The organism is Clostridium sp. KLE 1755 (assembly GCF_000466465.2).
GTDB classification, from domain to species: domain Bacteria; phylum Bacillota; class Clostridia; order Lachnospirales; family Lachnospiraceae; genus Eisenbergiella; species Eisenbergiella porci.
Genome location: NZ_KE992717.1, coordinates 54845 through 81767, shown reverse-complemented (window position 1 = coordinate 81767; position 26923 = coordinate 54845). Strand labels below are relative to the sequence as shown.

The 26923-nt window shown below is 49.0% G+C and carries 25 protein-coding genes; 15 read left to right on the top strand and 10 right to left on the bottom strand.

All coding sequences use genetic code 11. From position 1 onward, the window contains the following. Positions 1-131: 131 nt before the first annotated feature. Complete coding sequence (locus HMPREF1548_RS14900; protein WP_021637089.1) at positions 132-617, top strand: amidase domain-containing protein; 486 nt, start codon at positions 132-134, stop codon at positions 615-617. A gap of 44 nt (positions 618-661) precedes the next feature. Here HMPREF1548_RS14900 and HMPREF1548_RS14895 read toward each other — a convergent pair whose 3' ends face one another. Continuing rightward, complete coding sequence (locus HMPREF1548_RS14895; RefSeq protein ID WP_021637088.1) at positions 662-1468, bottom strand: AraC family transcriptional regulator; 807 nt, start codon at positions 1466-1468, stop codon at positions 662-664. Between the two features lie 142 nt (positions 1469-1610). On the opposite strand from HMPREF1548_RS14895, the gene HMPREF1548_RS14890 reads away from it, so the two are divergent. Continuing rightward, positions 1611-3632: a beta-galactosidase gene (locus HMPREF1548_RS14890; protein WP_021637087.1), complete on the top strand. Its 2022-nt coding sequence runs from the start codon at positions 1611-1613 to the stop codon at positions 3630-3632. A gap of 100 nt (positions 3633-3732) precedes the next feature. On the opposite strand, the gene pdaA is transcribed toward HMPREF1548_RS14890, so the two are convergent. Beyond that, positions 3733-4557 (bottom strand): delta-lactam-biosynthetic de-N-acetylase, encoded by an 825-nt coding sequence (gene pdaA, locus HMPREF1548_RS14885; protein ID WP_021637086.1) that lies wholly within the window; start codon positions 4555-4557, stop codon positions 3733-3735. 317 nt (positions 4558-4874) lie between these two features. On the opposite strand from pdaA, the gene HMPREF1548_RS14880 reads away from it, so the two are divergent. From HMPREF1548_RS14880 to HMPREF1548_RS14840, 9 genes are all read left to right on the top strand, one after another. Continuing rightward, positions 4875-6230 carry an ArsB/NhaD family transporter gene (locus tag HMPREF1548_RS14880; protein ID WP_021637083.1) on the top strand — a complete coding sequence of 452 codons (1356 nt, stop codon included), beginning with the start codon at positions 4875-4877 and terminating at the stop codon, positions 6228-6230. A gap of 13 nt (positions 6231-6243) precedes the next feature. Continuing rightward, on the top strand, positions 6244-6837 hold the full coding sequence (locus tag HMPREF1548_RS14875; RefSeq protein WP_035322272.1) for a cytidylate kinase-like family protein: 594 nt from the start codon (positions 6244-6246) through the stop codon (positions 6835-6837). 113 nt (positions 6838-6950) lie between these two features. Beyond that, entirely contained in the window at positions 6951-7553 is a 603-nt protein-coding gene (locus HMPREF1548_RS14870) for a cytidylate kinase-like family protein (protein WP_021637081.1), read from the top strand. Positions 7554-7855: 302 nt separating this feature from the next. Beyond that, positions 7856-10795, top strand: coding sequence for a response regulator (locus HMPREF1548_RS14865; RefSeq protein WP_021637080.1), 2940 nt, complete (start codon positions 7856-7858; stop codon positions 10793-10795). Further along, a complete protein-coding gene (locus HMPREF1548_RS14860) occupies positions 10795-12096 on the top strand; it encodes an ABC transporter substrate-binding protein (RefSeq protein WP_021637079.1) in 1302 nt (433 codons plus the stop codon). Before HMPREF1548_RS14865 ends, HMPREF1548_RS14860 begins: the two co-directional genes overlap by 1 nt. A gap of 258 nt (positions 12097-12354) precedes the next feature. After that, a complete protein-coding gene (locus HMPREF1548_RS14855; RefSeq protein ID WP_021637078.1) occupies positions 12355-13488 on the top strand; it encodes an aldo/keto reductase in 1134 nt (377 codons plus the stop codon). A gap of 83 nt (positions 13489-13571) precedes the next feature. Continuing rightward, a complete protein-coding gene (locus tag HMPREF1548_RS14850) occupies positions 13572-14465 on the top strand; it encodes a LysR family transcriptional regulator (protein ID WP_021637077.1) in 894 nt (297 codons plus the stop codon). 4 nt (positions 14466-14469) lie between these two features. Continuing rightward, entirely contained in the window at positions 14470-14820 is a 351-nt protein-coding gene (locus HMPREF1548_RS14845) for a MerR family transcriptional regulator (protein ID WP_021637076.1), read from the top strand. Next, the gene (locus HMPREF1548_RS14840) at positions 14821-15810 is read left to right on the top strand and encodes an aldo/keto reductase (RefSeq protein ID WP_021637075.1); all 990 of its coding nucleotides are present in this window, start codon (positions 14821-14823) and stop codon (positions 15808-15810) included. It begins immediately after the preceding gene. Positions 15811-16071: 261 nt separating this feature from the next. Here HMPREF1548_RS14840 and HMPREF1548_RS14835 read toward each other — a convergent pair whose 3' ends face one another. Both HMPREF1548_RS14835 and HMPREF1548_RS14830 read right to left on the bottom strand, forming a co-directional pair. Next, positions 16072-16398 carry a hypothetical protein gene (locus HMPREF1548_RS14835; RefSeq protein ID WP_021637073.1) on the bottom strand — a complete coding sequence of 109 codons (327 nt, stop codon included), beginning with the start codon at positions 16396-16398 and terminating at the stop codon, positions 16072-16074. A gap of 199 nt (positions 16399-16597) precedes the next feature. Next, positions 16598-17098, bottom strand: a complete 501-nt coding sequence (locus HMPREF1548_RS14830; protein ID WP_021637072.1) for a VanZ family protein — start codon at positions 17096-17098, stop codon at positions 16598-16600. A 298-nt stretch (positions 17099-17396) separates the two neighbouring features. On the opposite strand from HMPREF1548_RS14830, the gene HMPREF1548_RS14825 reads away from it, so the two are divergent. Further along, positions 17397-18080 (top strand): DUF2461 domain-containing protein, encoded by a 684-nt coding sequence (locus tag HMPREF1548_RS14825; protein WP_021637069.1) that lies wholly within the window; start codon positions 17397-17399, stop codon positions 18078-18080. Between the two features lie 15 nt (positions 18081-18095). Continuing rightward, positions 18096-18413: a hypothetical protein gene (locus tag HMPREF1548_RS14820; RefSeq protein WP_021637068.1), complete on the top strand. Its 318-nt coding sequence runs from the start codon at positions 18096-18098 to the stop codon at positions 18411-18413. Positions 18414-18417: 4 nt separating this feature from the next. On the opposite strand, the gene HMPREF1548_RS14815 is transcribed toward HMPREF1548_RS14820, so the two are convergent. The 4 genes from HMPREF1548_RS14815 to HMPREF1548_RS14800 all read right to left on the bottom strand — a co-directional run bounded on the left by HMPREF1548_RS14815 (position 18418) and on the right by HMPREF1548_RS14800 (position 24041). Beyond that, positions 18418-19110 carry an ABC transporter ATP-binding protein gene (locus tag HMPREF1548_RS14815; RefSeq protein ID WP_021637067.1) on the bottom strand — a complete coding sequence of 231 codons (693 nt, stop codon included), beginning with the start codon at positions 19108-19110 and terminating at the stop codon, positions 18418-18420. Positions 19111-19234: 124 nt separating this feature from the next. Continuing rightward, positions 19235-21727 (bottom strand): ABC transporter permease, encoded by a 2493-nt coding sequence (locus HMPREF1548_RS14810; protein WP_276946328.1) that lies wholly within the window; start codon positions 21725-21727, stop codon positions 19235-19237. Between the two features lie 122 nt (positions 21728-21849). Continuing rightward, positions 21850-23337: a sensor histidine kinase gene (locus tag HMPREF1548_RS14805; RefSeq protein WP_021637065.1), complete on the bottom strand. Its 1488-nt coding sequence runs from the start codon at positions 23335-23337 to the stop codon at positions 21850-21852. Further along, positions 23334-24041 (bottom strand): response regulator transcription factor, encoded by a 708-nt coding sequence (locus tag HMPREF1548_RS14800; RefSeq protein WP_021637064.1) that lies wholly within the window; start codon positions 24039-24041, stop codon positions 23334-23336. Before HMPREF1548_RS14800 ends, HMPREF1548_RS14805 begins: the two co-directional genes overlap by 4 nt. 87 nt (positions 24042-24128) lie before the next feature. On the opposite strand from HMPREF1548_RS14800, the gene HMPREF1548_RS30550 reads away from it, so the two are divergent. Both HMPREF1548_RS30550 and HMPREF1548_RS14795 read left to right on the top strand, forming a co-directional pair. Beyond that, positions 24129-24263 carry a hypothetical protein gene (locus tag HMPREF1548_RS30550; RefSeq protein ID WP_276946327.1) on the top strand — a complete coding sequence of 45 codons (135 nt, stop codon included), beginning with the start codon at positions 24129-24131 and terminating at the stop codon, positions 24261-24263. 88 nt (positions 24264-24351) lie between these two features. After that, complete coding sequence (locus HMPREF1548_RS14795; RefSeq protein ID WP_035322314.1) at positions 24352-25380, top strand: NAD(P)/FAD-dependent oxidoreductase; 1029 nt, start codon at positions 24352-24354, stop codon at positions 25378-25380. A 184-nt stretch (positions 25381-25564) separates the two neighbouring features. Here HMPREF1548_RS14795 and HMPREF1548_RS14785 read toward each other — a convergent pair whose 3' ends face one another. Further along, complete coding sequence (locus tag HMPREF1548_RS14785) at positions 25565-26029, bottom strand: helix-turn-helix domain-containing protein (protein WP_021637061.1); 465 nt, start codon at positions 26027-26029, stop codon at positions 25565-25567. Between the two features lie 323 nt (positions 26030-26352). Next, a complete protein-coding gene (locus HMPREF1548_RS14780) occupies positions 26353-26898 on the bottom strand; it encodes an RNA polymerase sigma factor (RefSeq protein WP_021637059.1) in 546 nt (181 codons plus the stop codon). Positions 26899-26923: the final 25 nt, after the last annotated feature.

Here is a 26923-nt window from a genome sequence, read left to right as displayed (position 1 = left end):
GATTTTATTTTAGTCTTCCGGTGCTCAGGAATCACTTTCTTGCGGACAGCACAGGCAGATTCCGAAGATCAGGAGCATCGGCGCCAGTTCCGGTATATTATATGGTAAAGTAAAAGAAACAGGGTAAATACATGTTGAAGGAAATGGAATACCGCAGAGAGGCGGCGCTGCAATATGCAAAGCAATGGGCGCTTGGAAGAAATCCCCGATATTATAATTTTGAAGAACTGGGAGGGGACTGCACCAATTTTGCCTCCCAGTGTATCTATGCGGGGAGCGGCGTCATGAATTATACGCCTGTGACGGGCTGGTACTATAACAGCAGCTCGGACCGCTCGCCAAGCTGGACAGGAGTGCAGTATCTTTATAATTTCCTCACAGGGAATAAATCCGTCGGGCCATATGCTGCGGCAACCGACGCCGCAGGCGCGGTGCCCGGAGATATTGTGCAGTTGGGAAACCAGAACGGGTACTATCACAGTCCGGTGATTGTCGCCGTGGAGGACGGCCGCATTTATGTGGCAGCCCACACCTATGACGCCTATATGAGGCCGCTGGATACGTATATCTACCAAAAGTCGCGTTTCCTGCATATTATAGGGGTTCGCAGCTGGTAAGCATTTGTAATGGGGCTGCCGTGGCTCCGGGAAAACGGACGGAATTAATTCAACTTCCGGAATTCCAGCGGCGTTAGCCCGGTCATTTTTTTAAAGCTGGCTATAAAATGGCTGGCATCGGTAAAGCCCACTCTCTGTGCGATATCCTGTACGCTCATTCGCGGAAAGGTCAGGAGGAATTCCTTTGCCTTATTGATCCGGTAAACGGTCAGGTATTCATAGGCTGAACAACCAAGGAAACGGCCGAACAGACGGGAGAGGTACTGGGGGGTGATAAAAACCTGACGGCTTAAATCCAGCACTGTCAGCTCCTGCCCGTAATTTGTTTCGATCTCTTTTACCACAGGAGCCACATATTTCTCATAGAGAGGGTCTTTAATCAGGTCACGGGTATATACGCCGTCCACGAAATACATCAGCAGCCGGTAACAGTCGGCGGAAAGGGATTTTTCATCTACCGGAGGATTTTCATATTTTTCCATCACATCCCGGATCAGGGCAGCGATTTGCGCGCCCTGATCTTTTTCAATAAAAATGACGGATCTGTTTCCCAGCATTGTGACAATACTGCTTTCTATTGTTCCGGCAAAGGTGGCAAAAAGGGTAAACCAGCTGTCTGTTTTGCCGGAATAGGCATGCTCTGTAAAAGGGGCGATAAGAATGCCTTCCCCTTCATTCAGAAGATATTTTCTTCCCTGGATTTCAATTCGCCCGCAGCCCTTTTCCGTCTGCAGATAATGGTAGAGCGGATAGCCTTTGGGGCGCCGTACGCTTTCCTGGCTCCAGTGGTTGCCTACGGAATCAAAAGTGAAAGGCTCGCTGACAGGCGCGCTCCTGAAAATGATTGGCATGGTTTTTCTCCTGTTTCGAAATGTTATATTTTTTAGTTTAACATGTTACACATCCCGTTGTCCATCCATAATATAATGTCAGTAAAGCCGGGGGAAGAGTCCTGCGGCAATGTAAATTTATGTAAAGAGAGGGAAATACAGCATGGAAGGAAAATTTAAGAGGATTTTATACGGAGGGGATTATAATCCGAACCAGTGGCCCAGGGAAATCTGGGATGAGGATATGCGGATTTTCAGGGATGCGCGGATTAACAGCGCTACAGTGAATGTGTTTTCCTGGGCAAGGCTTCAGCCTTCGGAGGAGACCTATGATTTTGAACAGCTGGATGATATTGTGGACATGCTCAGCCGTGAGAATTATGATATAGTGCTTGCCACATCCACAGCGTCGCTTCCGGCATGGATGGTAAAGAACTATCCGGAGGTGGCAAGGACGGATTATGAAGGAAGACAGCATAAATTCGGCCAGAGACACAACGCCTGCCCCAACTCTCCAATCTATCGGAAATACGCAGAGGCACTGGCATCCAGACTGGCCGAGCGTTATGGAAGCAATCCTCACGTCACCTGCTGGCATGTGAATAATGAATATGGCGGGGAATGCTATTGTGAACACTGCGAAAAGGCTTTCCGTGTCTGGCTGCGCAAGAAATACGGAACGCTGGAAGCACTCAACGCGGCATGGAACATGGAATTCTGGGGACACACCGTTTACGACTGGGATGAAATCGTGCTGCCTAATGCACTGAGCGAGGGGATAGGCACTGGCAAAACTGCATTTGCAGGAATTTCCATTGATTACCGTCGTTTTATGTCGGACAGCATACTGGCCAATTTTACTATGGAAAGAGATGCCATCCGCCGTTATGATAAGGAAACGCCGATCACGACGAATCTGATGGGAACCTATAAAGGGCTGGATTATTTTAAATGGGCGAAGGAGATGGATATCGTTTCCTGGGACAATTATCCCCGTTATGATACGCCCTGGAGCTATACAGCATTAAGGAACGATCTGATGCGCGGGCTGAAGGATGCTCCCTTCATGCTTATGGAGCAGACGCCCAGCCAGCAGAACTGGCAGCAATACAATTCCCTGAAACGTCCGGGTCAGATGCGGGCGCAGAGCTATCAGACGCTGGCACGGGGAGCGGATACCATACAGTTTTTCCAGCTGCGCCGCAGCAAAGGGGCCTGTGAAAAATTCCATGGCGCGGTCATTGCACATGCAGGGACGGAGGATACCAGGGTATTCCGGGAGGTAAAGCAGCTGGGGACCGAGCTGGAGAAGCTGGGCAATGCCACGTTGGGAGCCGTAAATGAAGCAGAGGTGGGAATTGTTTTTGACTGGGATAATTACTGGGCGCTGGAATATACAAGCGGGCCGTCCGAGGATTTGACCTATGTGGATCAGATTCAGCAGTATTACCAGTTCTTCTATGACAGAAATATTGCGGTACATATGATCCCCTGTGATGCGGATTTCGGCAGATATAAGATGGTGGTTGCCCCTGTGCTTTATATGGTAAAGGAAGGGGTAAAGGAAGCGCTGGAGAGATACGTGGAGCAGGGCGGCGTGCTCGTCACCACCTATATGAGCGGTATTGTGGATCAATCGGATAATGTATACCTGGGAGGCTATCCCGGGCCGTTGAGAACCCTTGCCGGCGTGTGGGTGGAGGAAATAGATGCGCTTTCACCGAAGCAGTCAAATGAGGTGATTTTCCAGGACGGCACAAAAGCCTCCTGCGGGCTGTTATGTGAGCTCATGCATCTGGAAGGCGCCGAATGTCTTGCCAGATATGGTCAGGATTTTTACAGGGATATGCCTGCTGTGACAAAAAACAGGTATGGTGACGGTACAACCTATTATATAGGAACAAGAATGGAAGAAGGGCTTGAAAAGATCCTGGAAAGCGCCGTTTCGGATGCACAGGTAAAGCCAGTGCTTGAAGGAACGGACGGACTGGAGGCGGTTTGCAGGAAAAAAGATGGATGCAGCTTCTATTTTGTGATAAATTTCCAGGATAAGGCGCTACCGGTCCCTCCCGCTCTCGCAGGCCATATGGATATGCTGACCGGGGAGACGGTAAAGGCGGGAGATATGCTTGCAAAGTACGATGTAAGGATTGTGCGTGTGGAGGATAGTGCTTCACAGGAATAGCGCCGAAAAGCATCAAAGCAAAAATGGATGGTGGAAAACCCGCTTCTTTTCAGGCAGGAAGCCAGACCTGCAAGAAAAGAAGCGGGCCTTTTGCCGTCCATCAGCTGTTTTCCACCCCGGGCAGCTCTGTCAGGGCACGGAAGCTGTAACCCATCCCTTCCCATTTTGTGAGCAGCTCATCAAGTATTTCACCATTTGTTTTCGAGGTATTATGAAGCAGCACGATGGCTCCGGGATGTACCCTTTTGAGCAGTTTATCGAAGGCCTCTTCGTGGGTCGGCTGCTTATCCTGATCCCAGTCCACATAAGCCAGGCTCCAGAAGAAGGTTTTATAGCCCAGATCTTTTGCGATCTGGAGATTATTTTCACTGTATTTTCCCTGGGGCGGCCGGTAGAACTTTATCATCGGCTGCCCTGTGGTCTGCTCATAAAGCGCCTCCAAATCTCCCAGTTCTTTGGCAAAAGCGTCTTTGTCCATCCGGGACATGTCCGGGTGATGGTAGCTGTGATTCCCCACGATGTGCCCCTCTGCCAGCATCCGTTTTACCAGATCCGGGCTGGTTTCCAGATAATTTCCCACCACAAAGAAGGTTGCCTTTACGTTATGCTTTTTCAATGCATCCAGGATTGCCGGCGTGTTCCCATTTTCATAGCCGCAGTCAAAGGTCAGATAAAGAACCTTATCCTGTGTATTTTCCGCGTAAAAGGCATCATATTTCGCCAGCTCCTCATAGGTGGCATTGGCAACCGGCGGTTTTCCGTCCTCCTGAAAGCTCAGTCCCCAGTTCCCTTCCGCAGGCAGGACCGCCGGCGCCATTGTGCTTCTGGTATCCACGGCCTTCGCCAGAAAACGGCCTGCAAGGAAGGCCAGGACAAACAGAAAAAACACCCCCGTCAGCCCTTTGATTTTTTCAAGTTTGTTCATGTGTCTGATTCCGGTTTTTCTTTCATTATATACATCAAAGCCCGGTTTAAGACTTGCAGAATTTTTAGCAAAATGTTAACACTGCCTGAAAAAAAGAAGGAATCCGCAAAAAACAGCGCAAAATCACGATTCTTAAGCGTGTAAGGTATTTTTATATGCAGTCTGCGGTAGAAAAATGAAGAAAAAGCTTGTAAGTTTTTGCCATATTCAACCTTGTTTTTTTGTAATATAATAACAAGCCGGGGCGAAACTGAGTGGTTCCGTCCCGGCTTGCAAAATTATAAAGACAGAATATGTAAAGAGGAGGAAGATAGGACATGACTGTAGCACAGATATTAGCTGTTGTTATTTTTGTGGCAATGTTCGGATTGATTGTGTCGGAAAAAATTGAACGGCACCTTGTATCCCTGGGATGCGGCCTTTTGATGATCGTCCTGGTTTTCGGCCTGAGCATGCACAGCATGCCGGCAATCTGGAACACACTGGCGCTGAGGAATTTTTTTACGGCGGGCTTCTGGTATCAGGCAAAGGAAGCGGCGGAATCCTCGTCCGGAATTAACTGGGCGACGATTCTTTTTATTGCGGGAATGATGATAATGGTGGAAGGCATGGGAAGGGCAGGCTTTTTCCGTTGGCTGTGCCTGCGTATTGCAAAGGCTGTAAAGTACCGGACAATTCCGCTTTTTATTACTTTTATGGTAATGTCCAGCATCCTGGCCATGTTTATTGACAGTATTACGGTAATCTTATTTCTGGCGGCGGCCACGGTGGAGCTGGCCCGTCTGCTGAAATTCAATCCGGTTCCAATGATTATTTCGGAAATTTTCTGCGCCAACCTGGGCGGCTCCGCCACCATGTGCGGGGATCCGCCGAATATTATTGTGGGAACCTCACTGGGATATTCCTTCAGCGATTTTATTACAAACACAGGTTATATTGCACTGATCGCCCTGGTGTTTACCATTGCTTATTTTTACTTCTGCTTCCGGAAGGAGCTGGGGCAGAGCGCGGCGGGAAAAGGGACGGTATCCTATCCGGATCCCAGGGATGCTATCGAAAATAAGAAGGATTTCATCATCAGCTGTATCATTTTTGCCTGTGCGGTGGTACTCCTTATCACACATGCACAGACAGGGCTGACTGTGGCGGCCATAGGCGTTTTTATCGGCGTGGTGACCCTTCTTACGGCGGGCAGGGAGGCTGTAATCCTGTTGAAAAAGGTGGATTATAAGACACTCCTGTTTTTCATCGGCCTGTTTATTGTGGTAGGCGGACTGGAACAGACCGGAATCCTGGAGCTGATCGCCGGCTTTATTGCAAAAATAAGCGGTGACAACGCCATGCTCATGATCGCCATCGTCCTGTGGGTTTCAGCCATTGCCAGCGCTTTTGTGGACAACATCCCCTTTGCGGCTACAATGGTGCCGGTTATCAGGAGCCTGGCGGCGGCACAGGGCGTGGATCTTTCCGTGCTGGCCTGGACGCTGGCTATGGGAACCGATATCGGCGGCAGCGCAACGCCCATCGGCGCTTCTGCCAATGTTGTGGGAATTTCCGTGGCGGCCAAAGAAGGACATATGATTGGCTGGGGAAAATACTGTAAATATGCGGCGCCGGCTACCATTCTCGTGGTGCTGATCTCCATGCTGTGTATTTATGTCAGATATTTCTAGGAAGGAGAGGCTGATGGACGGACAGATGATTATTTCCGTGGGACGTGAGTTCGGCAGCGGCGGCCATGTAATTGCCGAAGCGCTTGCCAAAAGATTCGGCTTGCCGTTATATGACAGCAATCTTCTGGAACATATTGCGCAGGAGAAAAATATAGATCATACAGAATTGAAAAAATATGACGAGAAGCCTAAAAACAGGCTGCTTTCCAGGACGGTCCGGGGTTACTCCAACTCCGCGCAGGAAAACATTGCGTATATGCAGTTCGACTATCTGAAAAAAAAGGCAGAGAGCGGAGAATCCTTTGTGGTGGTGGGCCGCTGTGCTGAAACAAAGCTGAAGGGCTTTCCCGGCCTTATCTCCTTTTTTATCCTGGGGGATAAGGAAAAGAAGGCGGAGCGTGTGATGAAGGTATACGGCGTTTCCAGGGACGAGGCACTGCATATGATGGAGCGGGAGGACTGGGAACGGAAAACCTATCATAATTACTATTGCAGGGGAAAATGGGGAGATTCCAGGAATTATGATTTCTCCATCAACAGCAGCAGGCTGGGTATTGACGGCACGGTGACGATGCTTGAAGAATATATCAGGGCTGCCACTCATTAACAATTTTCAGGCCGGCAGTTAGAAATGCACTTGCCATTAACCGTAAAAATGCTAAAATAAAAGAAACGGCAGTTTTCGGCTGCCGGAATTCTACTAAGCTTGGGGGAAGTGTTATGGGGAAACAGTTGATTATTTCCGTAGGACGTGAATTCGGCAGCGGCGGCCATGTGATTGCAGAGGAGCTGGCCAGACGGTTTGAGCTTCCGCTGTATGATAATAACCTGCTGGAGCACATTGCTGAGGAAAAGGAGATTTCTCACGAAAGCCTGAAAAAGTATGATGAACGGCCGAAGAACAGGCTTTTTTCCAGAACGGTAAGGGGCTATTCCAATTCCATGCAGGAGAATCTTGCCAATATGCAGTTTGATTACCTGAAAAAGAAAGCCGCAGCAGGAGAATCCTTTGTCATTGTGGGCAGATGCTCTGAAACGATTCTGAAGGGCTTCGACGGCCTGGTTACCATATTTGTCCTGGGAGATCCGGATGTAAAGGCGGAGCGTATCAGAAAGGTCTACGGCGTATCCGAAGAGGAAGCCAGGCGTATGATGAAGCGGGAGGACTGGAACAGGAAATCCTACCATAATTATTACTGCAAAGGCAAATGGGGAGATTCCAGAAATTATGATTTCTCCATCAACAGCAGCAGGCTGGGAATTGAGAAAACAGTGGATATGCTGGAAAACTGCATCAGAGCGCGTATGGAATCAAATTGCTGAAACAGCAGCGGGACGGATACATATTTATTAACTGCATAAGGAGTAAAAGTACGGTAAAATAGAATCTGCGGCCGGAGACGCCGCAGATTTTTTATGATTTTTCATTATTTTTGTAATAATTAATCATAAGGATATAGTCAATTGTTTCATTTCGTGCTAGACTATATCATATTGAAGATATTTTGTAACGGATATTTCTGCCCGGACAGTTGTTCCGCCATTCACTGCAGTTTCAGAAAAAAGGGAAGAGGATACCGCAGCAGCCTATCGGAGACAAATGAAAATTTCCCGGAGGTACGTAAGTGAAAGCTGAAGCGAAGGAAAAAAAGAAATCAGGCGCGATACTGGCGGCATCAGCAGGGATTTTTGTGATTGCCCTGTCTGTTTCCAGTTTCTTTCTTATCCAGATTATCGGCAGAATGAACCGCAGCGCCAATCAGAATCTTCTGACCTCCAGCCGGGTTATTAACGAGGGGCTGAATAATAAGATCACTTTGGATCAGGAAATGTTAAACACCCTTGCAGACCTGCTTGCCCTTGAAGAAGAGGACATGGTTGGGAAGACGCTGTGTAAATATACGGATTTTACGGATTTTTATCAATTTTCATATATAAATATGGATGGGAAGGGAACAGACAGTAAGGGAAATACCATTTATGCCTCGGATTTTCAGTTTGATGAGATATCCCTTTCTCAGGGGAAGAACGGTATTTCAGCCCCTTATTACGGTTCCAGCGGGCGGCTTCAGCTCACCTACCAGTCCCCTGTAATCAGGGATGGAAAGCAGGTAGGGGCCGTATATGCGGATCGGATTGTCAATGATTATAACCTTCCTACCCTGTTTACCTTCCATAATGGGGCGGGTTCCGCCTTTGTAGTGGACAGCGATGGGAAATTCATTATCAGCTCCCGGGGAACGGGAGGGGAAAAAGACATTTTCAGCTATCTGGGAGAACAGGGGAATGCAGATGCCGTCCGGGAGACGCTCCGTCAGGTAATGGAGGAAGAAAAAAGCGGAACGCTTACCATCGTATATAAAGATCAAAAGTCCCTGCTGGGTTTCCTTCCTGTAGAAGCGCCGGAGGGCTGTTATCTTCTCACGGTTATACCGCGTTCGATCCTTCAGCAGGAGGCTACGCCCATCATCTGTATGCTGTGCTGTATGTTCTGCCTGCTCCTTATCGGAGGAATTTCCATTTCAGCACTGCTGGCGGGCAGACAGTCCATGAAGGCCGATGTAAAGCAGAAGGAGTACCGGGAGAAGCTGTTCGGGAACCTTTCGGCGAATATTGATTTTGCATTTATGCTGTATACGCCGGAGCAGCAGAAGGTGGAGCTGGTGTCGGATAACCTGCCGGGGCTTCTTGGCATAACCTCGCAGCAGGTAATGGAAAGGCCCGGACAGGTGTTTGATGCCAGCGGCATGTCCCGGGAGGATGAGGCCAGGAACGGCTTCCTGAGGGGGACGCTTGGAGAGCAGATTACAAGGGAGTCCATGGTAGGAAGCGGACCAAATGAGGTGAGACGCTGGATTGCGGTCCATCTGATACCGGCGGATTACGGACAGTATCTGGCGGTATTTCATGAGACGACCAGTGAGCATGATATGCGGGATCAGCTGGCGGATGCCCTGACGCAGGCGCAGAACAGCAACCGCGCGAGAACGGCCTTCTTTTCCTCCATGTCCCATGACATCAGGACTCCTATGAATGGAATTATAGGAATGACGAATATCGCCTTAAAGAATCTGGATGACAGGGAAAAGGTAGAGTCATGTCTGAACAAAATTACGGCGGCCTCAGGACATTTGCTGTCTCTGATTAACGAAGTGCTGGACATGTCCCGAATCGAGAGCGGAAGGATCAGCCTCAAGGAAGAAAATGTGCATCTTCCCAGCCTGATTGGAAACCTTCTGTCCGTTATCAAGCCTGATATGGATAAGAAGGGGCAGAGCCTGCGGATGCAGTCACGGATTCTGGAGCATGACACGGTAATCAGTGATACGCTGCATTTGCAGAAAATATTGCTCAACCTGTTGTCCAATGCGGTGAAGTATACGCAGGAGGGTGGTGAAATCCGCCTGCTGATTTCAGAGCTGCCGATGGAGTCGGATACCATAAGGATGCGTTTTGTGGTAGAGGATAACGGCTTCGGCATGAGTCCTGCATTCCTGGAGCGTATTTTCCTGCCCTTTGAAAGAGCGGAGGACAGCAGGATGAACCAGGTTCCCGGCACGGGACTGGGGCTTGCGATCACAAAGAGTATTGTGGATTTGATGGGCGGACTGATAAGCGTGGAAAGCAGGGAGCATGAGGGATCACGTTTTACGGTGGAAATTCCGCTGAAGCTGCCGGCGCAGCAGGTGGAGGAATTCCCGGAGCTGTCCGGTTATTCGGCGCTTATCGTGGATGATGATCGGGATGCCTGCGAAAGCATCGGCCTGATACTCCAGGAAAGCGGTGTGCGCGCCAATTGGGTTAATAATGGCCCTGCGGCGGTGGAACAGGTCTACAAGGCCCATGAGGAAAAGGATGATTACTGCGTTGTTATTCTTGACTGGAGAATGCCCGGAATGGACGGCCTGGAGACCGCAAGACAGATCAGGGGGCGGCTGGGCAGCGAGGTCCCCATTCTTCTGTTGTCCGCATATGATTGGGAAAGTGTGAAGGAGGAAGCTCTTGAGGCAGGAATTAACGGCTTCCTGACAAAGCCGATTTTCAGGACAGAGCTTCTGGAGCAGATGAAATATTACATATGGGACAAAAATAAGGAAACGGAAAAACAGGAAGCGGAGAAAGCGGTAACAGCGAAACTGCAGCCGGAAGAAGCGGAGAACCTGCAGGGGAGCAGAATCCTGACAGCGGAGGATAATGAGCTGAATCGGGAAATCATTGTGGAGCTCCTGGAAAACAGCGGCGCTGTGGTAGACAGCGCGCAAAATGGGAAAGAGGCGCTGGATTATTATCTGGACAGCAGTCCCGGATATTACCATCTCATACTGATGGATGTAAATATGCCGGTAATGGACGGACTGGAGGCTGTAAGAGCGATCAGGGATTCAGGCAGGGAGGATGCGGCCATGATTCCGGTGATTGCCATGACTGCGGATGTTTTTAAGGAAGATATTAACAAGTGCAGGGAAGCGGGAATGAATGCACATATAGGAAAACCAGTGGAGCTGGACAAGTTGTACAGCACGCTCCGGCGGTTTTTAAATACGGGAAAATCAGGGGAAATGTGATGAATGGGAAAAAGATGGGAAAAAGTGTGCTGTGCGCTGTATTGGTAACCGCTCTCCTGGGGGCAGGCTGCGGAAAGGAACAATCCGCTCCGGAGGTGTATCTGGACGAAAGCATTCCGGAAACGCCTGTGAAGCTGTTTACACAAAACGAAACGGTTTCTGTGGCCATCGAAGAATGCTGCAGGAAGGTGCTGAACCGGGACGGGAACACCAACATAACTCTTTACAGTGATTCTGCGGGCTATTATGCGGAAGAGGGGCTGTCATACCGGGAGCTTCTTCTAAAGCGCCTGGCCTCAGGGACCGCAGATGATTTATACCTCATCCCGGCAGAGGATGTGCTGGAGTTTGATGATAAGGGGTATATCTACGACATGTCGGATCTGAAATGTGTGTCGAACCTGTCAGATGATGCATTGATACAGAGCACCTATGACGGAAAGGTATTTTCCATTCCGCTTACATATACCTGTTTCGGTTTTGTCTGGAATGTGGACATGCTGAAAGAGTACGGCCTGGAGGTTCCGGAAAATCTGGAGGAATTTTTGAATGTGTGTGAGACTCTGAAGGAAAACGGAATACTTCCATATGGGGCGAACAAGGATTTTGCCCTGACGGTGCCGGTGATGTGCGCAGGACTTTATGATGTTTACCAGGAGGCTGATTCAGAAAAGAAGCTGGAGGCATTGTCAAACGGGGAGACGGCGATCAGCGAGTATATGGAAAAAGGCTTCAGCTTTCTCCGGCTGCTGATTGATCGGGGCTATATGGATCCGGAAGGCGCGCTCGACATGGCGCCCTTGGGTGATGAAGAAAAGGCTTTTTTTGCGGAAGGAAACTGTGCTTTCATATGCGCGCTTTATCGGGGCGTCACTTTTGAAGGCTATCCGTTTGAAATAAAGATGACGCCGCTGCCGGTGCTGGAAAAGGGTTCCATTTGCGTGGTCGGCGCGGATCAGCGTCTTGCAGTCAATCCGGGTTCGGAGCATCTGGATGCGGCCATTGCCATCGTTGAAGCGTTGGGCCAGACGGAAACGCTGGATTCCTTTGCTGCAAGCCTTGGAAAGATATCCTCTTCCCAAAATGCCACAGCACCGGATATTCCCCAGTCGGATTCGATTATTGCATGCGTGGCCGGCGGCGGGCAGATTCCCAATCAGGATTTCCGTCTGCATTTTAACGTATGGGATACGGTGCGGGATTTGAGCCAGCAGGTCTGTCGGGGAATGAGCGCGGAAGAAGCGGCGGCAGAGTATGATTCCAGGCAGCAGCAGGAAATTGCAGTGTATGGAAAGCAGTAATGCAAAAATAACGAAAACGGTATTGTGGGCTTAAGCAGGCTCCGGTACCGTTTTTTGCATGGTATTTACGGGAGAATGGATGGCTGGATCGTTGGCTTGAAAAGGCTGGCTGGCGGAGATATTCGTAAAAGGTATAACTATGTATTATTTTTAAGTATTTGCCTTTGGCATAAAGTGAATTTACAATAAAAACAGAAAAGGAAGCATTCAATTTGATTAGCAGGCGGCGAAACTGCAAAGAAACAGGAGGAAGAAAAAATGGTATACCGCGAATTTCAGGACTTACAGTTATCTGCCCTGGGTATGGGGGCCATGCGTCTGCCCGTGATTGATGGAAATGACGCGCAGATCGATAAGGAAGCAACTGCTGAAATGGTTGCTTATGCCATGGAGCATGGCATCAACTATTATGATACCGCATGGGGCTATCATGACGGTAATTCCGAAACCGTGATGGGGGAGGCTTTGAGCCGGTATCCCAGGGAAAGCTTTTATCTGGCCACTAAATTTCCGGGCTATGATTTATCCAACATGGACAAGGTGGAAAGCATTTTTGAAGCACAGCTGGAAAAATGCGGAGTGGATTATTTTGATTTTTATCTGTTCCACAACGTCTGTGAAATGAACATTGATGCCTATCTGGATGAAAAATACGGTATTTTCGATTACCTGATGGAGCAGAAGAAAAAAGGGCGTATCCGTCATCTGGGATTTTCCGCCCATGGAAGCTATGATATTATGAAGCGATTCCTGGACGCTTATGGCGAACATATGGAATTCTGCCAGATCCAGCTCAATTATCTGGACTGGTCGTTCCAGAATGCCAGGGCAAAGGTCGATTTGCTGAAAGAGCATCATATCCCTGTCTGGGTCATGGAGCCTCTGCGCGGCGGAAAACTGGCGTCACTGGAGGATGAGAATGCTGCTGTCCTGAAGGGGCTTCGTCCGGAGGAGGGGATTCCCGCATGGGCCTTCCGGTTCCTTCAGTCAATTCCCGGGGTGACCATGGTGCTTTCCGGAATGTCCAATTTTCAGCAAATGCAGGAAAATATCGCTGTCTTTGAAGAGGATAAGCCGCTGGATGAGAAGGAAATGGCTGCGCTGTTGGAAGTGGCGGACCGTATGGTAAAAAAGATTGCCCTGCCCTGCACCGCCTGCCATTATTGTGTGAGTCATTGTCCGAAGGGACTGGATATTCCCGGCCTTCTGGAGCTGTATAATGAGCACTGCTTTACAGGAGGAGGCTTTATTGCGCCGATGGCGTTGATGGCGGTACCGGAGGAGAAAAAGCCCGGCGCCTGCATCGGCTGTAGAAGCTGTGAGGCAGTCTGTCCCCAGCAGATAAAAATATCGGAGGCAATGGCGGATTTTTCGGCGCGGCTGCAGGGTTAAGGAGGATATGCGATGCCTGAGGGCAGTCACAGAGTAAGGCGATTGGGAACGGACAGGCTTTCGGCCGGGAGGGATTGGCGGATATGGAGCTTCGGGTACTGAATTATTTTTTGATGGCTGCAAGGGAAGAAAACATTACCAGGGCCGCGTCGCTTCTGCACGTGACCCAGCCTACGCTTTCCAGGCAGCTGATGCAGTTGGAGGAGGAGCTGGGGGTAAAGCTGTTTGAACGCAGCAGCCACAGCATTATTCTGACGGATGAAGGAATGCTGCTGAAGCGCCGGGCACAGGAGCTGCTCCGGCTTGCGGAGAAAACAAAAAGGGAGGTTTCCCACGAGGAGGAGAGCATTATCGGTGAAATTGCCATCGGCAGCGGGGAACTGAGAAGCAGCGGCTGCCTGGCGGAGCTTCTTTCCTCCTTCCGGGAAAAATATCCCATGGTACAGTACGATATTTTCAGCGGCAATGCGGACAATATCAAGGACAGGATGGAGCAGGGCCTTCTTGACATGGGACTGCTGCTGGAGCCTGTGGACATCGGCAAATATGAGTTTATCCGTATGCCATTAAAGGAGGAATGGGGGATTCTTGTGCGGAAGGATTCCCCGCTGGCACAAAAAAAGGCAGTCCGGCCGGAGGATCTGATTGGCCGGCCGCTGATGGCATCGGGCCGGGGACTGGTGCAAAATGAGCTGGCAAACTGGTTTGGCGAATATGCGGATCAGATAGATATTTTTTCTACCCATAACCTTCTTTATAATACGGCCATGATGGTGGATAAAGGAGCGGGAGAGGCGCTGACGCTGAGGCTGGAAAGCAGCTATGACAATTTATGCTTTGTACCGCTTTCCCCTGGCCTGGAAACCGGTTCGGTGCTGGCATGGAAGAAAAACCAGGTGTTTTCGCCGGCAACGGCGGCATTTATCAGGCATGTGAAAAAATGTATCAGAAAAGAACCAATGGGAGAGGAGGCGTGAGGATATGACAAAATCGGAAGCCTGCGAACGTTACCGGATTCCGCCGGAAATCCTCAGTGAATATGAAAGCTGGGGCTTGTGCGGGGCGGTAAGACAGGTAATGGGGGACTGGCAGTATGACGACCAGGATCTGGAGCGCCTTGGATTGATTATGACGCTGCATGATATCGGTTTTAGCCCGGAAGAGGTGGAGAGCTATATGAGACTGATGCTTGCCGGAGAGTCCACGGAAAACGAGAGGATGAAAATGCTTGATGCCAAGCGGAGCAAGGCCCTGGATGAAATCCATTTCCGCGAAAGGCAGCTGGAGCGTATGGATTATCTGCGGCATGAGATGAAGAAGGGGAAAAAATAAATGCAATATATAAAGCTTGGAAATTCAAAGCTGCGGGTATCCCGTATCTGTATGGGCTGTATGGGCTTTGGCGATGCCGGAAAAGGACAGCATACGTGGACGCTGGACGAGGCGCATTCCCGGGAAATCATTAAAAGAGGGCTGGAGCTGGGAGTGAATTTTTTTGATACCGCAGCCGCTTATCAGGGCGGAACCAGCGAACAGTATGTGGGAAGGATCCTGCGGGAGCTGGCCGTAAGAGAGGATGTGGCGGTTGCAACCAAATTCCTGCCGCGCACGCGGGAGGAAGCAGAGAGCGGCATTACAGGACAGCAGCATATTATGCATATGATGGATAAAAGCCTTCTGAACCTGGGGATGGATTATGTGGATTTGTATATTTATCATATGTGGGATTATGGGACGCCGCTTTACGAGATTATGGAGGGGCTGAATGCTGTGGTAAAAGCAGGAAAAGCCCGTTATATCGGTATTTCAAACTGCTTTGCATGGCAGCTGGCGAAAGCGAATGCGCTGGCGGAAAAGGAAGGATTTGCAAAATTTGTATCCGTCCAGGGGCACTATAATCTGATTTTCCGGGAAGAAGAGCGGGAGATGGTACCTTACTGCAGGGAAGAGAACATTGCGCTGACGCCCTACAGTGCGCTGGCGGGAGGACGGCTGTCTAAGCTTCCGGGAGAAAAATCGAAGCGCCTGGAGGAGGATAGCTATGCACGTCAGAAGTACGGCAGTACACAGGCGCTGGATCAGATAATAATAGAACGGGCCGCACTGCTGGCGGAACAGAAGGAGGTTACCCTGACAGAAATAGCTCTGGCATGGCTTTTGCAGAAAACGGCGGCCCCGGTAGTGGGTGCGACGAAAATCCATCATATAGAAGGGGCGGCGAAAGCAGTTGATGTGCAGCTGACGGAAGAGGAGATCACTTTTCTGGAGGAAATGTATGTGCCGCACAAGCTGGTTGGCGTTATGGCGGAAAATAACCGCTGACCGCATGGGATGGCCCGGGAGGCGTTGTGCAGATGGAGCAGCGGAGACAACTGGATAAAAGTAGCGCTATTAAGCATTATCGGTATTTTGGTAAAGATGTCTGTATTTCCGAGGAGACACACCTGTTTCCAACTTAAATTTGCGGGAAAAGCCTGCTAGAATAGTGCGTTTTCGTTGATTGAAAAATATATAGGGCATATTACATCCATATGCTGGTATGGATTCTGCCATAAGATGGGTGATACGGAAATCAGGGGATATTCATAAAGGATATACTAATGTACAATCCTCCACGTCCGCAGCTTCCTTTTCGCTAATATAGATTTCTGCTGAAAGGGAAAGATCATTATCGGAAAACTTCTCTTCATGAAAAAGTTTTGCTATGGCCGGCCAGCTTTGGGCGGCGTCCCCGGTTTCAAGCCAGATTCCTAAAAGAGGGCCGGAACCTTCTCGATCGATATAATCATATCCATTATCCTGAATGGCGCCATCCGTCAATTCCCCAATTCGATCGGGAATCAGGTAACGCAAGTCCAAATCCGGATTTATAAGTTTTCCGGGATCTAACAGTATAACAATAGTCTGCATATTTTTTCTCCTGCTATTAAATATTATAGTTATTATGTATGTATCTGTTCAGGTCGGAGCATTTTCTTGAATGACGTTGCCATGCAAGAAACCTCGGATTGTTCATCCGAGGTGACTATTGGTGTAAAACAGTCTTATAAGCAAGCTTAACACCCGCTTTTGCACCAATAGTCCCGCATTCTGAACTGCTACCTATATATTATAGATTCACAAGCACCAAAAGTCCAATAAACAAAACTAAAATAATTCCTCCGGCCAGGCAGATTAAGTTAAGGATTTTCAGCGTATTCCTTTTGAATACTTTTTCCAGAAGGAAAAAGAACCCAATTCCAATAAGGCCGCCGAAAGTATTTGCGAGCAGGTCGGTAATATCGCTTGCACCGATGGAAAAGACAAACTGGATTACCTCAAAGGCCAGGCTTGTCAAAAATACGGGCGCAACTTTCTTAAAGAAAGCCTGGCCCTGTAACAACATACCCATGAAAATACCGAAAGGGATAAATGCCGCTACGTTGTTGATGATTTCGCTGTAGTTTGTTTTCCCGTTTGTAACCATCGATTCGGCAAAAGGAATTAAATTGATATTTCTCAGATGCGGCAGCCCCTGAAAAGACAGCTGCATTTTAAAGATTATAATCCAAATCAAAGCAGCAAGATATACAATCAGCAATCCCCGTGTCAATTTTTTAGAATTCAACATATCCCGGCCTTCTTTCTTAAAGTCACTTCCTTAAAGTCATCCAAATTAATCGCATCAAATTCAAGATTAATCTTATTAAATTCATTTTCACACAGGAAAATTAAATAATACTGCACAAATTTCTTAATTTTTAAAAAAGACAGATTTATTGTCACACGGATGCCGCCGCGCAGTCTAACAATACAGGAGGAAAAATTATAAGCACGGGAACCGATGCAGAATCCGCCCTGTCATATCTTCTGGGCAGCTCCTGCAAAAGCCGAAGCTTATACAAACATAAAAACATAGGAGGAAGTTTATGAACACAGGGATTATTCTGGATTATCTGACCGGCCTGGCCGGAAACAACAACCGGGAATGGTATCATGCCCATAAGAAGGAGTATCAGGAGGCAAATGAGGAATTTATTGCGCTGTTACAGGAATTGATTTGGCGGATAGGGGAAAAGGACAGCAGTATTTTGCATAACGATCCACGGGACCTGACATTTAAGCTAAACAGGGATACCCGCTTCAGCCGTGATAAATCTCCTTACAATCCGGCCTTCCGCGCCCACATCTCTTCCGGCGGGAAGCTGCCAATTCCTGTAGGATATTATCTGATGATTAAGCCGGATGGGCAGTCCTTTCTGGGAGGCGGCCTTTTTGCGGATATGTTTAAAGACGCAACCGGGATGGTAAGAAATTATATCGCACAACATCCTGGCGAATGGGAGCAGGTGCTTCAGGCGCCGGATTTCAGGAATACCTTTGAGGTACAGGGAACGGCGCTGAAAAATGTTCCCGCAGGCTATGACAGGAAACATCCCCATGCCGAATATCTGAAATTGAAAAGCTGGTATCTGGAATATCTGGTCAGTGACGCCGTTGTGCGTAATACGGAGGATTTTCTGGATTTGGCCGTGGGTATTTTCCTGAAAATGAAACCCTTTAATGATTTTTTGAACCGTGTACTGACCGGATTTAAAATGCCTGAACGATAAAAAAGGAGAAAAACCATGAAAACTTTTTTACTTACCTGTCTCATCGGAATGATTGCCGGGGCCATAGATATTCTGCCCATGATTAAAATGAAGCTGGACAGGCATTCCATTGCCTCGGCCTTCGTATTTTATTTCATTCTTCCCTTTGTCATCCTGGATATTGACCTGTTCGGCCTGGTCTGGTGGCTGAAGGGCGGAGTGACCGGACTGGCTATGGCTCTGCCCATCATTATTATGGTGGCCAAGGAGGATAAGAAGTCTGCTCCGCCCATGCTTATCATGTCAGCTGTGCTTGGCACGCTTATCGGTATTGCAGGGCATTTCCTGCTGTAGATCCTCAGGAGCACAGAAGCGTTCCGTCCTGCACGGTGATGATCCGTGTACTGCTTTCAGCCGCTTTGGGAGAGTGGGTTACCATGATGATTGTCTGGTGCTGTTCCTTGTTGATTTCACTGAGCAGAGCCATGATTTCCTCTCCGGTTTTGCTGTCCAGGTTCCCGGTAGGTTCGTCGGCAAAGAGGATTTCAGGGCTACCCATGAGCGCCCGGGCGATGGCCACACGTTGCTGCTGGCCGCCGGAGAGTTCCCGGGGCGTGTGCCTGCGCCGGTCGGACAGACCGACGGTTTCCAGCAGCTGTGCCAGCCTGTCCTGATAATCCGCTGCCTTTTTGCCATCCAGCAGCAGAGGGAGCAGAATGTTTTCTTCCACGTTCAGATTGGGGATCAGATTATAAAACTGAAAAACAAAACCGATTTTCTGACGCCGCAACCGACTCATTTTTTCATCGGTAAAATGGGAGATGTCCATCCCGTCCAGAAGGACGGAGCCGGCCGTGGGGGCGTCCAGGCCTCCTAAAATATAGAGCAGCGTGCTTTTTCCGGAACCTGACGGCCCCATGATGGAAACGAATTCTCCCCGGGCGACCTGCAGGGAAATGTCCTTCAGCACCCTTGTGGTACTGTCTCCCAGCTGAAAATCCTTTCTGATATGCTTACCTTCCACGGCAATGCGTTCTGTTGATGTTTTCATAAAAGCTTTCCTTTCTGTTTAAAATGGTAAAATATATTAAAATTTAAAAATATATTAAAATGCTGGAATATAGTGTCCCTGTATACAGTTTTATTTTTGCCATGTATTTCCTGGCGGCCGGCAGTTATTCGAACTTGATTTCCTCCACCAGCTTCATCCGGCGGCTTTTCAGGATAGGGACGGCTGAACCGAGCAGCGTTACCCCGATTCCCATAAGTCCGGCCGACAGGAAGGTGGAAATTTCCAGGTGCGGCGACATGGATATTTTCGGGCCTGCCACAAGAAAAATGGTTTGTATCTCCAGGTAAGAAACAACAATGGCGATGATCGCGCCGATCAAACCGGAGGAAAAGCCTTCAATCAGTGTCATTTTCATGTTCTGCCTGTTGCTCAGCCCTACGGATTTGTACATGGCCGTGATGCGCCGTTTCTGCATATAGTTAATCAGCAGATTGTTGATAACGCCCACAGCGGCCAGCAGCAGGATGAAATAGGTCATGCTGTGCATGGGCTGCAGAAAGGCTCCCACTGTGGAAAGGGCGTCGGTATTAAACTCCTCTACGGTCCGGCTCCAGTTGGAGGTATTGCCGAAGAGATCCCGGATCTGCACCATAACGGCATCCGGATCGACGGCGGTATAGGCAAGAAAATCATAGGAGGAAGCGCCGAAGTCATCTGCCGCCCAGCGGGAGGAAATGACGGCCTCCACGTCGGTGGCCCGGGATTTAAAGCTGCCGGCGATTTTATAATTATAGGAAGCGTTTCCATCCGACAGCGTAATTATATCGCCTGTGGAAAAGCCGCTGCGTTCCATACAGCTTTCACTCAAAAGTATGATCCTTTCCGATTGAAATACGGAAGCCTCCGGCCTTTGGCCTTCTGTATAATGAAGCGCAAACATGGAGGAGTACCAGTCAGGATTGTCGGTTCCTTCCAGCCTTGTAAAGGTTATATTGTTTTCCTGATCAGGACTGACCGTTTTTCCGGCCTGAATACTGTTTTCAAAGACATAGAGGGGGAGAAGCTTTTCCATTCCCTCCATATTTTGCACCTGCTCCACAAAAGCGGGATCCATATGGCCGTCTGCAAAGCCCTGAAGCTCTGCGCCGTTAAAGACATCGCTCACATAGGCGGTCACAAAATCGCCCACCACCTGAATGGCAATTACAGCGGAAATACTGATGAAGAGCAGTGTAATATTCTGCGTGGTATTCCTGTTGCCTCTCATATTCCGGGCGGCAAGCCTGCCCTCGTTCCCGAAAACAGCACCATACAGACGCTCCATTCCCCGCGCGGCCAGATTGGTAAAAAGAGGTACGAACAGAATGGCTGAGGCAATGAGGCCCAGCAGGGAAAAACCGCCGGCCGGATAAAGCAGATCTTTCGTGACAGCCCTGGGCAGAAGGGCGGAAATGGCAAACAGGATCACGCCGCTCACGGCAATAAAACGGTGGGAAGATCGTGCCTCCTCCACAGTTCCAAGCACCACCTCCTTCACAGGAAGACGGCTTGCGCGCCGTATGGGAAGCCAGGCGCTTAACAGGGAGACAACAACGGCCACGGCAAAGGAGAGAAGGATGCCGGCCGGGGAAACGATGACGGGGATTTCGATTCCTTGGGAAAGGGATTGTCCCATGCCCTGTAAAATCAGCCGCAGCAATGCGATTCCCACAGGGATGCCCAGCAGACCGCCCATAATGCCATACAGCATGCTTTCCAACAGAAGAATCCGGGTGACTGTTTTCTGTGTTGCGCCGATGCTGCGGAAGGTTCCGATGACCGGCAGACGATCCAGCGTAATCACCTTATAACTGCTGTAAATAATGAAAACGCTCATGGTAAGAGAAAAGAAGCTTATGAGGAAAAAAGGCATGGACTTTTGTCTGGCGTCCGCGGCAATCTGCGCTTCCTTCACAGTTTCGGTGACCTGAAGGCCGTCTGCCAGCGCTGCGGCCAGCGCTTCCTTCAGCGCCGCTGCTGAAACGCCGTCTGCAGGCGCTATCAGGATTTCACTGAAGCCTTCCGTCTGCCCGGTAAGAACGGCCAGCGTTTCCATAGGCAAAAGCGCGGTGGCGCCTCTTGTGTGCCGCAGGAAAACGGTGTCGTAGGCTGCGATTGCGGCAACCTCAAGGGTTACCGGAGTCCCTTCTATCCACAGGGAAAAATCATCCCCCGTTTGAATGCCGTACTTTGATGTAAAGCGATCCGGCAGCAGGATACGGTCTCCCTCAAAATCGGAAAGCTCCCCGCCTTCCGTCAGGCGCGGCGGATTGATTTTGTTAAGGGAAGGCAGATCGGCGGCAATGAGATCAATGGTTTCATAATAACCATTTTCATGGTAAAGGGCAGATCCCTTCAATATGCCAACCGCCGCTCCAATGGCTGGCAGATCCGGAATGTCCTGGGAAGTGACGGCGCCGGACAGTGAGGATACGGACAGTGCTGCGCTCCCGGCCATCCCCCGCGCCATTTTCCTCTGGGCGCTTTCATAGGATGCGCCGATGGAAAAGGATACGAACAGAAGCGTGGTGGAAAGAAGAATGGACAGCAGCATGACACCGCTCCGCAGCTTGCGTTCCTTAACGTTGGTGATGATGTACTTCAGTATGATTTTCACAAGATACCTCCTCTGAATTTGATTTTTATGGTACTGCGTGGCTTGCATATATGCAAAATAAGGCTGGCAGCTACCATAGGTACATGATACGCTGTCAGCCTTAAGGGGATTTTCAGGGAACCTTAATTAACCTTAATTAAAGGAAAGTCTATCTGGAACAGGGTTCTGCTGTCCGCAGGGATGTTGAGCAAAACCGGTTTGGCGCCGGGGGAACCGTAGAGGAGCCTGGAGGTCTGGTGCTGCAGGGAGAAAACGCTGATACTGCCTCCATGAAGCTCGGCAATACCTTTTACGATGGCCAGGCCAAGGCCGGTACCCTCCGGTTTCCGGCCGGTATCCTGGCCGCGGTAATAGCGGTCAAAGAGATGTGCCGCATCCTCCGGAGGGATTCCCCTTCCGTTGTCGGCAACGGCGATTTGGAGTGCGGAATCCGTAACGGCGGCCAGTATTGTGACTTCGGTGTTTTCATTTCCATGGACAAAAGCATTGATGATCAGGTTACGGAAGGCTCTTGTTAAGAGGGTAGGGTCAAACGGAAACAGGATGGGCGCATCGTCACTTAGAAAATGGATCGTGCGGTTTTCGTATTCCGGTGTGTTCAGGATATCGATGGCAAGCTCCTTCAGGAAACGGACGATATCCTGCCTGCTGCGGTGGATGGGAAGCATGCGGTTATCCAGCTGATAGGTGAGCTTCAGATCGTCGATGAGTGTTTCCATGTAAGCGGTATTTTTCAGCATGACAGCGGCATACTGCCGGCAGGAGCCCTCCTCAGGGACTCCATTTTCCAAAAGAAGCTCCGCATAGCCCCGGATAGGGGATAGGGGTGTTTTGAGATCGTGGGTGATGTTGGTGATCCACTCCTCCCGCATTCTGTCTGTATCCCTTCGCAGCTGATCCCCTTCCCGGAGTTCAGCGTCCAGCCGGTTCAGGCTTTCGCCCAGGTCGCGGAAAGCCCCGGTGCTCCGGACGGGCAGATAGCAGCGCCCGGCGATTTCATCAACGGAAATAACCAGCTGCTTTACTGTGCGGGTAAGCCTGAAGCCATACAGGATAGCAAAAAAGGAGATGAGAACAAGCAGGACGGCAGCAATGGGCAAAAGGACATTTTTTCCGCCGGAGAAACGTTCGCCGTTAAGATACATGGTATTTTCCGAGATTTTTACCGGAAAATGAAGCAGGCAGGTGTACTCCTGCCCATCCTTTGTGAAAACTGCGGCAAAGGAGGATTCCTGCCTGCCTTCCAGATGTCCGCTGCTTACGATGCGCAGGAGCTGTGCAGCCGAGTAGTCCGTTTGGGCTTCTTCAGGCTTCTGCCAGGATAACAGCTCGCGGCCGGAGGCATCCAGCAGCTGCAGGCCTGTTTTTTCCATCCGGAGCAGCTCGCGGCCTGTTTGTGACAGCTGCGGCTTCCCGTCAAGGAAAAGGATTTCTTCCCGGAAGCTTTCCGTCATGAGCTTCGGCCAGTCGCTTTTTGCAAGGGAACCGTCCGGCTTCCTGAAAGTAATCAGCAGAAAAAAGAAACAGGCGGAGGCAAGAAAGGCGCCAAGCAGGCCCAGGAGGAAAATCAGATAAATATGAAAAATAGTGCGGTAACCGGATTTTTTCATGATTCAAGCCTCTTTTTCAGCTTATAGCCAAGCCCTTTTATGGTAATGAGCTGTCTGGGGGAGGAGGGATTATCCTCAATTTTTTCCCGAAGATGGCGGATGTGTACCATAATGGTGTTATCACAGATGCTGCTGTATTCGCCCCAAACCTGTTCGTAAAGGCGTTCCTTGCTGATGATTTTATCCGTATTTTCCATCAGATAGGACAGCAGCAGGAATTCCCGTCCGGTCAGGCTGATTTCTTTCCCGTTTTTATAGGCCCGTCCGCTTTCCGGATCCAGGGTAAGAGAGCCGGCTTTCAGCAGGGCGGCATTTCCGTCCGGCGACGTTTTCTGGTACTGCTGCCTCCGCAGCTGCGCCTTGACGCGGAATACGACCTCCCGGGGGCTGAAGGGCTTGGTAATATAATCGTCACCGCCGCAGGAAAGACCGAGGATTTTATCGATATCATCATTTCTGGAGGATAAAAAGAGAATGGAGCAGTAGGAAAATTCACGGATTTTCCTGCACACCTCCAGGCCGTCAATATCCGGCAGCATGATGTCCAGAATGACCACATCCGGCTGGAATTCCCGGCAGGCCTTCAGCGCGCCCATTCCGGTTTCTGCCCTCTGTATGGACTGGAAACCGTCCTTTCGCAGTACATTTTCAAGAAGATCAAGAATATCCTTTTCGTCATCTGCCAGTAGGATTTTAGCATTCATAAAGAAGCACCTGTTTTCTTTCTGCCTTCCGGCGGTGATGGAGGCTGATTTGTTTCTATCTTAATATCAGGGGAGCAGGCCTGTCAAATGGATATTGCAATGTTTTGGAATCACTTATTGACAGGGCAGGAAGAAACGGCTTACAGTGGAGGAGGCATTGGCGATTGGGATGGCGGGGCGGGGAAAGATGCGGAAAAGAAGAACAAAAGAAAAAAAGAATAAAGGAAAAATAGAACAGAGGGAGAATATAACAAAGGAAAAAAGAAAGGTAACTGTGAACGCAACGGGCAGTTACAAGGGGAGAATGATTATGTATGACGTATTGGTTATTGGGGCAGGGCCGGCAGGCAGCACGGCTTCTAAAATTCTGGCGGACAGGGGCCTTCGGGTTCTGCTTGCGGAAAAATGCGCGCTGCCCAGATATAAATCCTGTTCCGGTGTATTGATAAAAAAATCCATGGATTTGGTGAAGCTTTATTTTGGAGAAGACGCACCCCTGTCGGTGACCTGTGAGCCGGCGGAGAACAGAGGAATGGTTTTTACGAATGACTGCGGCAGGGAGTACCGATTTGCACAGGAGGGGCTGAATGTGTGGCGCAGCTCCTTTGATAACTGGCTGGCGGAAAAGGCAGGGGAAAGCGGCGCGCAGGTGAGGGACTGCACTACGGTGGTTGCCTGTGAAGAGAAGGATGGTTTTGTGGAGGTCACCCTGCAGGGGAAGGAAACCTTCGTGGAGAAAGCAGCTTACGTGCTGGACTGTGAAGGTGTTGTGGGGGCGGTCAGGCGCAGGCTGCGGAAGGAAACACTGGAATATATCACCACCTACCAGACTTTCAATGAGGGCACAATTGACCTTGATCCTCATTATTTCTATGCCTATCTGCAGCCGGAGCTGTCAGAATATGATGCGTGGTTTAATGTGAAGGACAATCTTCTTGTCCTGGGTGTATCGGTGAAGGATCCGGCGCGAATTCCCCTGTTTTATGACCGGTTTCTTGGTTACATGCGGGAACGGCATAATCTGCGGATCAACAGGCAGACGAAGGAAGAAAAGTGGCTGATGCCCCATGTCCGGCCCGGCTGCCGGATTGATTTTGGCATGGGGCGTGTGCTGTTTGCCGGAGAGGCGGCAGGCTTCCTCAATCCCATGGGAGAAGGGATCTCGGCCGGAATGGAAAGCGGGTTCCTGGCGGCAAATGCGGTTGCGGCGCATTTTGAGGATCTCCGGAGCGTCTGTGACGTTTACAGGGATAGTGCTGCGGGGCTGAAATCGTATATGGAGCGCCAGTGGGATCTGGTGGCCGGAATGGCGGGGACCTTCAGGGAGATGGCTTTTTAACAGGCTCTAATGTATATCCTCCCTATGTATATCAATATATATGCCGTTAATGATAACCGTGGCAGGTTGTATCTGACTGACTGGCTGTATTTGACCGGCCGGAATTTTATTATAATAGTTCCGGCCGGTCAAACTGTCTGGCGCTGTTTTTGGAATGTCTTTGGACAGCGGTATTTCCAGAACTTCATTTTCTGAGAAAGCTTCTGCCGATACAATATACGCCAACCAGTATTTCAGCGACAGAAATCCCAAAAAGAACGCCTGACATAAAATCTTTCATATCGGAACCGCCGACAGTGTGGGACATCAGCAGCATGGCGATACCAATTACGATAAGGAACATGCCGTACATGGTCGCTTTTTGATTCTCAAGCTCCTGAGTTCTTCTGAGCAGATCCGTAATTTGCTTTTCATCGTACATACGAATACTGTCATCAGCAGCGTCTTCGGCATCTATGAATTCGGATATCGTAATTCCCAGCGTGTTGCATAAATTTTCTATAATGCTGTAATCCGGCATGCATTTGCCGTTTTCCCATTTGGAGATGGTCTTGTTGGAAACGCCAAGCTTTTCCGCAAGCTGTGTTTGTGTCAGGTTTTTCGCTTTCCTTTTTTGATAGATATATTTTCCGATAGCTGACTGGTCCATTGTGTTACCTCCGTGTATTGATGGCGTAATTTGTAATTGATTAATTCCTGTACGGCTGTTTGTAAAGTCTATCCAAACGGATATGTCTGCCTGCGCAGATATCACCACGAATGGAAATTGATTGCTACATGCTATGAACTCCTGCAGCCGCTGCCGGTATTTACAAACTGGCCTGCTGAAGAATTACTATAATTGTAACCTTATAACAGAAATAATAATATCCCCCGGAAGTAGAATATGGGTAGAATTGTAGCTATGTTTTTTTGTCAGTTATTATTAAATTTTCAGGGTGCACAGGCGCTTATTCAAGTGAAAAATTTAAGTTATAGGTAAAGGGTTTTGCACATAGATTCCCGTAATTTATTTAATGCACGTTTTTTTTTCTGATTAATTGCCTGTCTGGTTTTATGTTGGATTTTTGCTATATCAGAAGAAGAATATTCCAAAACATATATTAAATATATAATTTCCATTTCTTCTGAATTTAGAATTTTATCAAATTCGTACTCAATGAGAAATGTATCATCGCAATATGAATTTTGTTTAAGAACCATGAACTGTTGGTTTTCAGTTAAATCTGACATGGGTATCTCATTCTTCTGGTTAATTATCTTTTTTATCTCTGCTTTGTAAAAATTTGAAACAGAGACCCTTATATACTCCACAATTGTTCCATCATTTTTATTATATAGGGATTTTAAAGGCATATTTTGTAAAAATTCTATAAATGAAAGCTGTAGATCATCATAAGCGTCCTGATACCCTAGTAAGAATGAATATTTTTTTAATAATGGTTGAAAGTATTCAATTAATTTTAAAAGTTCTTTTTTATTACCTGCCTGTAAATTTGATATCATCTCATAAAACATACCTATTTACCTCCTTAATAGTAAG